Below are 7,197 nucleotides of genomic sequence, written 5' to 3' on the forward strand. Positions count from 1 at the left end.
GCTGACAGGTTTTGATGAGCAAGTTGCTCGAGTGATTCGGATGTCTGGTCACGCAGCTGGTTGTCGCAGTGCCAGCACAACACCATTGCGCCGGTACCATAACGGTGAATAACGGTTTCACTGTGATGATAGTCACCATGAGGCCACTGGCAGGATTTGACATGACGCAACAGCCAGTCAGACAGTGCACCAGCGCCACCAACAGCACGAATCACACGCTCATTGCTGAAAAACGGCAGTAATGATTTATCCTCCGCCAGCGGCTGGCGAACGGCAGGGACGATGCCGGACGGCAGACCGCGCATGCTTTTCGGTTCCGGCTCCACAAGCACTCGAGGGTTATGGAATACCTGCATGGATTCACGGCCTGGTTTAAGGACCACCAACCCAAGTTCCGGTACCGGAACAGGTCGAAGTAATACCCGCACGTTACCTCCAGATGCGTTGCTGGAATGTGCGGGACGGACGCGGTGGGCGCTCGGAGTACGGCAGCCTGACGTAGATTATCCAGTGACGATAATCGAGGCTGAGGGCTTTCCTAAACTCATACCCACGTCTGCGGTAGTTCTGAATCAGCCATTCGGCCTGTTCTTCAGTGCATGGGGCGTGCCGGAACCAGTCAGATTTGAATGCATGAGAACGCCGCCCGTGCCTGCTGGCAAAGACGGCTGAATTATCAGAATTGTGTAGTCTGGAATTTTGCGCCATCGGCTTTCTCCGGTGGCACAGTGTTACTCAACAGGGGTTCAGCCCTGCGCTGAATTGTAGATGAATTCACTAATCTTCAAAAGCAGAAAAACCAGCCTTAATCCCAGCTTCTTTCAGAGACGGCAACGATGTGACAAATTCATTTGCACGCAAAATAAAACCATCCGTCACAAGCCCATCCACAAAATGAATTAACGCAGCTCCACTCTTCCTTTGTTGAGACTGTAAACATTTAATACGGCAGTGGCTGACAATAGCGCCCTTCTCAACGCGCACAGTATAGAGGCCATCTTCACTAAAAATTTCACGTAATTCTTCGATTCTCATCAACAGAATCCTTCCAGATAAATAGCACTCCCCTGTTCGGGGTCCATCCCTCTTCTCCCTGCGCGCTACTTAAGTATTTTTGATTCTATTCCGGCGCCGTCCGGAACTTCAAACGCGTTGAAAATAAAAACAAAAACCCGCCGAAGCGGGTTAAGTGCGGGTGCGTTGAGGATGCCTGACACATCAGAGGTGGCGAGGGATTTCTCCCCCGCCTGGTCTCTTACTCCTCAGGTTCGTAAGCTGTGAAGACAGCGACCTCCGTCTGGCCGGTTCGGATTCGTACCTCGCAGAGGTCTTTCCTCGTTACCAGTGCCGTCACTATGACGGTAATACAGATGACGATCAGGGCGATTAACATCGCCTTTTGCTGCTTCATAGCCTGCTTCTCCTTGACCTTTCGGTCCGTAAGAGGCAATCTATATGTGACGAGCATATAGGGGCCTCACTTCGATTTATAGTCGGGTGGGGCTTTTATCTATCTGCCGTTGGTGTTCATGCCCGAGGCAGATAGCCTCAAGCACCCGCAGCAATCCTACTTAACTCTGCCGTTACAGCAAACCGTTTTCGCCCGATATGGGAATTCCCATATCGGAATGAATTCAGTTCACCTGGCGAGGCTTAGCGTACAATTTTTTCCGTTTTGTGAGCTGCCCCTACATGCCGCTGGCGCGGCATCCGGAAAAAGAATCCACGTCCTGAAGGACGAGGATGTCAAGTGCCTTTCCTGGTCCAGCCATATTTTTTGAATGCAGGCGCCGCTTCATCGGTTTGTAGCCATTCTGCAAATCGACGGGTTTCATCATTTGCATCCTGACGTACTGTAATGTTCATATCACGCCATATCACGTAGTCTGGCGCTATTTCCACGACATCACCAATTTCTGGATTACTGGCTGCCCAGTCAGCCCAGGTTATCCAGACATCTGCTCCAGGCTGATTCTCAAGAGCCTTACGTGCAGTTCCGCTATTGGGCGCATATAAAATAATATTTTTTCGGATTGCGGCGACAGTTTCTATATTCCCTTTACGTCCGGCAATATCTTCCCAGACGCCAGTGCCTGATGTATTACTGGTACCACCACCATCATTAACAATTACGCCAATCCCAGGTCTGGTCAGGTCGTCAATACTCCGGATATTTTTAGGATTACCTTTCTTTACCAGTAAAATACTTTTTCGCAGATAAAGAGGCTGAATATCTTTTTCACTGAAGCTGTCTTTATGGTCCCGAATGATAGCCAGAGCAGATTGTTCTGATGCGCCAAACAAGATATCTGCATTTTTTTTGGCATCTTCATTCCATTTGTTCTGTGGGCCGTAATGAACGTTCACTATAATACCTGTTTTTTCGGCATAAAGTTTGGCTGCATCAAGCAAGGCTGTATGCGGGCCACCAGGACCATACAGATTGATATCAGCATAAGCAGCAGAAGACAGGAATATTAAAAAACCTGCCATTATGTTCCTCATAAAAAACTCCTTTTATTGGTTATCATGAAATAAAGTTATAAACACTACAAATAATATATATTACATCCAGATAAACTTATCCGACTTTACCTCGTGCATAGCTTGTTATTTAAAGTCAACAAAATAAGGAAAATTATACGCATATTGAAGAGTATAAACCTTACATGTTGATTACATTTTTGTAATCAACATCCTGTTTGGAATAGCCAGCCTTTAATGGATAACTATTTCTGACAATGCAATGAGTATAATCAAGTCCATCTTCCACTGAGAATTAGAGGCGGCATGCTTTTTCCGGCTCTTGCCGGATATCCGTAATTGTCCATAATCTGCAGATTTATACCTTCTGCATGACCTGTCAGCGAAAATTTGTCCGGTGTTTCTACGGGAATGACATCAAAAGTTACACGCACTCGCGTTACCGTGTAGACCTACTTTCCTGCACTTGCAAGATCACAGTGGTGTAACCGTAACAGGAATTTATTCTCTGGACCGGCAGTAAATCCCTGAGTGGCGTGGTTCCCATATCAATTTCCCGCCAGGCAGCCTCCATTGCCAGCGTACAGGCTGGAGCCATGACCTGCCCTTTAAATCTGGCCCGACCATCCCACCGGACGTGTTCTTCTCCCCTGAACTTAGGTACAGTCATCTCCAGTGGCACAAAAGTGTCAGCGCCATAATTTTTGACCGTTATCGCGCTACGGATATTTTGTTGACTGGTGAAAATCACCCCGCAGAATCAGGCTTATTCCCTTAACCTGGGCTTTCATCCTGACCGCCGCCTCACTACGACCAATCAGACTGCCGATGCATTTTACCTTCATTGTTAGTATCATGATTTCAGGCCTGCACCATCCGCTCATTGCCCGGACTTCCGACAAATCCCGGCAACCATATCCCGGTGCTTGTTCAGCTCCCGCAGCGCGGCGCAGACTCGCTCCCACTTCTGGACATGATTCTTCGCCCTACGCAGTTCGCGATTTGCCATATGCAGCGATGGCAAAATCAAATCATCTTCTCGCGTTGCAGTAAACGATGGCAGCGACTGCACAATGTCCGCCACAGTTTCTGTTTTAATATCTTCCTGTGTTGCATCTTTCTGTACCGGTAACGCAACACCGGCTGGCTGAGGAAAGGCTTTACCATCGGTTTCCGCTACCGATTCAACTTTCGGCTCTGCTGGTAAATTATCACCTGGTATGCAGTAACGAATTTTACCGTTCTGGTTTACGCGAATCAGACGACCTTTGCTGATTGCCATTGCCAGCGTTGAAGCAACTTTGCGGGATGTTGTACCGAACAGCGTAGCCAGTTCATCCGCCGTTTGTGGTCCGCGTTGTTCAATCGTCGCGGTTAAATCGCACTCTGAGATTTTCGCTTCTGTTGCCGTGGTGGTTTCTTCTGGCGCTGGCTGTTCCTGCTGAACGTTGTTATCAGCCACACGCCAGGTGTATACGCTTTTATCAACGAAGCCAGCCTTTTTCAGTTCCCACAGCTCGTTCAGTACTTCTTCACGACTGATATCAAGTCGCGCAGCCAGCTCTACCGACGTGGCTTTTCCCATCGCTTTCAGTGCGTCAAAAACAGTCTCCATAAATTTCCTCCCGGTAAAAAATCACTTCTCAACTCAAACAAAACCAGCCGCTTTCCGGCGTTCATATTCCTGTTTCAGCAACTCAATTGGCGTTGGCCCCGACGGGCGTTTGGGGGCCGCCAGTTGTCGCCGGACTGGCGGAACGCTCAGGCCGTTACTAACATGCTTTGCCCATTTCGTCAGTTGCCGTTCTGCAAGCCGTTTTAATTCCCCTTCGGTCATCTGGCGCTCAATCCCCTTTGAACGCATCTCGAGGCAAATGTGATACAGCACAGGCTGAGACCACGGGTACTTATCACTTCCGTCGTATCGCCAGGACTCATTGCGCCAGCGGCGGTACTCCTCCATCACAGCATCCACCGTCAGACCGAATGGATTGGCTCCGCTTTTCGAAATCAGTGCCACAAACTCAGCCAGGTCCGGAGGCCATGTTTCACCCGCCCGGCAGCGGTCCATGCACTGGCGGCAGACCTGCCGGATTTGCTGCTCAGTCATCGCGCCAATCTGTGCAATCCAGAGCTTCGAAGGTGCGGCCCCGTTCTTCTGGATCCAGCGGTTCGAATAAACCACCCCCATGAGTTCCCACAGCTTCCAGGCCGTTTCCGTCGCTGATAAATCCGTTTTCACGTTCCCACTGCTCACGTGCTGCCCGAATTTCCTGAACTGCCCGTGATGCGGTGCCACCTGGTGCTGCTGCATGGTTTACCCCTTTGCTGACTGGTTTAACCTGCGCCCTGACGTGATTTACGTGACGGGCGAATTTCTGCTCCCACTGAATCTGCGTAAACACTTTCCCCTCCGCTGCCCAGTAGTCCCGGAAGGCGGCAAGTTCAGCAGGTGTAAATTCTGTCTCCGGCAAAGCCATCCCCCACAACGCAGCCCGTCGTCGAAAATCCCGTGACGGATACCAGCTATCGCTCATCGGGAATTTTCCGATGGGTTCGCTCAGGCCATACAGGAATACAGGGGGGGCTGCCTGTAACGACAAAACTTCCTGCTCACTGGTCGGAGCACTCTCGCGTGCGTTATGTGTGGGGTTTAGATCTTTGGGTTCCTTTGGGTTCCGTGATCCGTTTTTGGGTGTCTTTGATGGAAAATTTGGGTGTCTTTGGTTATTTTCCATGCAGCTAAGAGTTCTGTTTTTGGGTCTGTTTTGTGCTGAAACATAACCATTTTCGGTACTGTTTTTATTAACAGCACCAATTTTACCCACCTTTAAAGACTCCCGTTTTTGGGTGTATTCAGGCTCGGCAACACTTTCTTCTACACCGATAAGTCGGTACACCACAATTTGCTTTGTTCTGCCTTTTCTCTCACCGGTATCAACAATTAACCCAATCTCCATCAGGTGTCGTAAGCTGTCCTGCACAGTCTTTTTGTTCAGTTCCGTTACTTCTGCCAGTGCAGATACAGACGGGTATGCACACAAATCGGCACCGCACATATCAGCAAGCCAGGTCAATACTGACTTACTGGATGAACTGCCGGTTTTCACCTTTTTAGCCCATCGTAGTGCATCGATACTCATACGAACCCCTGGCAGACATTTGTTTATCTGCAAAGTAATATTGGTATTGCTGACGATACGCGTGCTTGAAAGCAATAGCTTTTTCTATAAGCTCGTCAGTCTCACGTTCCACAACAACTGGATCCGCAAAAAGCAGCCCGGACTCCACCACATCGCCATATTCTTTGTTTAACCCGGCGATCATGTACGTAATGCTTTTTCCGTCAGTAATTTCACAATACAATCTGAAATCGCTGATCCGGATAGCCTCCATAATTGCCGGAATCAGCGCCGTGAATTTGTCACGCTTATCTCTGGTGTCGATAGCTTTCCAGCGTTCGAATATCTTCACCCGGTTAACGCCCAGCGCCCGTTGATCAACCTCGCCATCATTAAACGTGACGCGTTGAACATCGATGTTCGGGCGTTCTTTCAGAGCCCAGAATGCTTCCGTGATTAATATCGTCGCCTGCTCCTGTGTCATTCCTGGTCGGCATACCCAGGTATCCAGAGCCTCACAAACCTGTTCAGTGGTGATTTTCATTGTTCAACCGCCCCGCCCGCTTTGCCTTACGATATTCGTCATAAACTTTGGGGTCGTACTGAAGTTCCCCGCCGGATGCCTCTTGCAGGCGCATCGCGCGACCTTCAGGAACCAGTTCCCCCCATGCAGCAACGCTTGCCAGCCTAACTCCTGCGACATTGGCAAGCTTTGTTTTGCTGCCAAAAAACGCTATAGCATCAATTTTCAACATATCGAACCCCTTAGATTTTCCTAAGGAAACTAGATCGTAGAGAAACCTAAGTCAAGAAAAATTAGAATTACCTAATATGAAAAACGAAACCTTCGGTGCTCGCCTCTTATACAGGCGAAAAAAATTAAAACTGTCTCAGGCCGCATTAGGTAAGCTGGTCAAAGTGGCTCACGTAACAATTTCTCAATGGGAAAGAGATGAAACACAGCCAGCGGGGAAGAGATTATTCGCACTGAGCCAGGCGCTTCAGTGCTCGCCGACTTGGCTTCTTTTTGGAGATGAAGATAAGCAACCAGGCGAACCGATCCCAGATAATCAGCCAGTCAATCTGACAGAAGATCAAAAAGAGTTGCTTCAACTGTTCGACGCACTGCCTGAGTCAGAGCAAAAGGCTCTGTTGTCAGAGATGCGTGCTCGAGTTGAGAATTTCAACAAACTTTTTGAAGAACTACTCAAAGCTCGCAAAAGAAGCGCAAATAAATAACCCCCCTTTTTTTCGCAACTCTCTGTAATAAAAAGCACAAACTTTCAAATACTTGTGTTTTTTACATCAAGAAGCTTAGGTTTTTCTACACAAAAAGCTTGACCATAACTCTTAGGTTATTCTAAATTCTACTCATCAAGACACCGCACGGTGTTCTCAGCAAACAGTTCCGCTACCCGGCGTTAAGGGGAAGCAGAGGATTTCTCAGTGGGCGAAGTCAAACATCAGAATGGAAGGCGTCCAGGGATCAGCAAAGAAACAGCGATGGCGCTTTATATTGATATCAGCGCCATTGCCGGACAGGTAAGAGTTATCAGAGCGGTAACTAAGCGGTATGCGCCTTTACTTCAGA

At 48.7% G+C, this 7,197-nt stretch carries 11 protein-coding genes and 3 pseudogenes; 2 read left to right on the plus strand and 12 right to left on the minus strand.

All coding sequences use genetic code 11. The annotated features are described in order from the left end of the window. The 12 genes and pseudogenes from HEN33_RS23590 to HEN33_RS23640 all read right to left on the minus strand — a co-directional run. Positions 1-428: pseudogene (locus tag HEN33_RS23590) on the minus strand (DUF968 domain-containing protein); the annotation flags it as partial. 1 nt (position 429) lies between these two features. Continuing rightward, positions 430-708: a hypothetical protein gene (locus tag HEN33_RS23595; protein ID WP_010917803.1), complete on the minus strand. Its 279-nt coding sequence runs from the start codon at positions 706-708 to the stop codon at positions 430-432. A gap of 69 nt (positions 709-777) precedes the next feature. Continuing rightward, positions 778-1,038: a hypothetical protein gene (locus HEN33_RS23600; RefSeq protein ID WP_000984523.1), complete on the minus strand. Its 261-nt coding sequence runs from the start codon at positions 1,036-1,038 to the stop codon at positions 778-780. A gap of 217 nt (positions 1,039-1,255) precedes the next feature. Beyond that, positions 1,256-1,411, minus strand: a complete 156-nt coding sequence (hokD, locus tag HEN33_RS23605) for a type I toxin-antitoxin system toxin HokD (RefSeq protein ID WP_001303917.1) — start codon at positions 1,409-1,411, stop codon at positions 1,256-1,258. Between the two features lie 335 nt (positions 1,412-1,746). Beyond that, the gene (gene paa, locus HEN33_RS23610) at positions 1,747-2,505 is read right to left on the minus strand and encodes an AcfC family adhesin Paa (protein ID WP_001449026.1); all 759 of its coding nucleotides are present in this window, start codon (positions 2,503-2,505) and stop codon (positions 1,747-1,749) included. Between the two features lie 160 nt (positions 2,506-2,665). Further along, positions 2,666-3,199: pseudogene (locus HEN33_RS26550) on the minus strand (fimbrial protein). A gap of 4 nt (positions 3,200-3,203) precedes the next feature. Continuing rightward, positions 3,204-3,368 carry a hypothetical protein gene (locus HEN33_RS23615; RefSeq protein ID WP_001505071.1) on the minus strand — a complete coding sequence of 55 codons (165 nt, stop codon included), beginning with the start codon at positions 3,366-3,368 and terminating at the stop codon, positions 3,204-3,206. Then, entirely contained in the window at positions 3,365-4,099 is a 735-nt protein-coding gene (locus tag HEN33_RS23620; protein WP_000450692.1) for a DUF1627 domain-containing protein, read from the minus strand. The genes HEN33_RS23615 and HEN33_RS23620 overlap by 4 nt, the downstream gene beginning before the upstream one ends. Positions 4,100-4,132: 33 nt before the next feature. Then, positions 4,133-4,594 (minus strand): replication protein P, encoded by a 462-nt coding sequence (locus HEN33_RS23625; RefSeq protein ID WP_000139485.1) that lies wholly within the window; start codon positions 4,592-4,594, stop codon positions 4,133-4,135. Next, a complete protein-coding gene (locus HEN33_RS23630; protein WP_000020556.1) occupies positions 4,587-5,627 on the minus strand; it encodes a DnaT-like ssDNA-binding domain-containing protein in 1,041 nt (346 codons plus the stop codon). Before HEN33_RS23630 ends, HEN33_RS23625 begins: the two co-directional genes overlap by 8 nt. Next, a complete protein-coding gene (locus HEN33_RS23635; protein ID WP_000705622.1) occupies positions 5,599-6,150 on the minus strand; it encodes a toxin YdaT family protein in 552 nt (183 codons plus the stop codon). Before HEN33_RS23635 ends, HEN33_RS23630 begins: the two co-directional genes overlap by 29 nt. Continuing rightward, complete coding sequence (locus tag HEN33_RS23640; RefSeq protein ID WP_000912298.1) at positions 6,134-6,361, minus strand: Cro/CI family transcriptional regulator; 228 nt, start codon at positions 6,359-6,361, stop codon at positions 6,134-6,136. The genes HEN33_RS23635 and HEN33_RS23640 overlap by 17 nt, the downstream gene beginning before the upstream one ends. 76 nt (positions 6,362-6,437) lie before the next feature. Between HEN33_RS23640 and HEN33_RS23645 the strand changes: the two genes are divergently transcribed. Further along, positions 6,438-6,845, plus strand: coding sequence for a helix-turn-helix domain-containing protein (locus HEN33_RS23645; RefSeq protein ID WP_000787428.1), 408 nt, complete (start codon positions 6,438-6,440; stop codon positions 6,843-6,845). 246 nt (positions 6,846-7,091) lie between these two features. Continuing rightward, positions 7,092-7,197 (plus strand): annotated as a pseudogene (locus HEN33_RS26555) (hypothetical protein); the annotation flags it as partial.

Origin of the sequence: Escherichia sp. 94.0001, from assembly GCF_013369155.2 — a bacterium.
Taxonomy (GTDB): domain Bacteria; phylum Pseudomonadota; class Gammaproteobacteria; order Enterobacterales; family Enterobacteriaceae; genus Escherichia; species Escherichia coli_F.

What these genes read in the sequence shown, in the direction of transcription:
- HEN33_RS23595 (WP_010917803.1), bottom strand. Translation starts at nt 708, where the DNA reads ATGGCGCAAAATTCCAGACTACACAATTCTGATAATTCAGCCGTCTTT.
- hokD (WP_001303917.1), bottom strand. Translation starts at nt 1,411, where the DNA reads ATGAAGCAGCAAAAGGCGATGTTAATCGCCCTGATCGTCATCTGTATT.
- paa (WP_001449026.1), bottom strand. Translation starts at nt 2,505, where the DNA reads ATGAGGAACATAATGGCAGGTTTTTTAATATTCCTGTCTTCTGCTGCT.
- HEN33_RS23615 (WP_001505071.1), bottom strand. Translation starts at nt 3,368, where the DNA reads ATGAGCGGATGGTGCAGGCCTGAAATCATGATACTAACAATGAAGGTA.
- HEN33_RS23620 (WP_000450692.1), bottom strand. Translation starts at nt 4,099, where the DNA reads ATGGAGACTGTTTTTGACGCACTGAAAGCGATGGGAAAAGCCACGTCG.
- HEN33_RS23625 (WP_000139485.1), bottom strand. Translation starts at nt 4,594, where the DNA reads ATGACTGAGCAGCAAATCCGGCAGGTCTGCCGCCAGTGCATGGACCGC.
- HEN33_RS23630 (WP_000020556.1), bottom strand. Translation starts at nt 5,627, where the DNA reads ATGAGTATCGATGCACTACGATGGGCTAAAAAGGTGAAAACCGGCAGT.
- HEN33_RS23635 (WP_000705622.1), bottom strand. Translation starts at nt 6,150, where the DNA reads ATGAAAATCACCACTGAACAGGTTTGTGAGGCTCTGGATACCTGGGTA.
- HEN33_RS23640 (WP_000912298.1), bottom strand. Translation starts at nt 6,361, where the DNA reads ATGTTGAAAATTGATGCTATAGCGTTTTTTGGCAGCAAAACAAAGCTT.
- HEN33_RS23645 (WP_000787428.1), top strand. Translation starts at nt 6,438, where the DNA reads ATGAAAAACGAAACCTTCGGTGCTCGCCTCTTATACAGGCGAAAAAAA.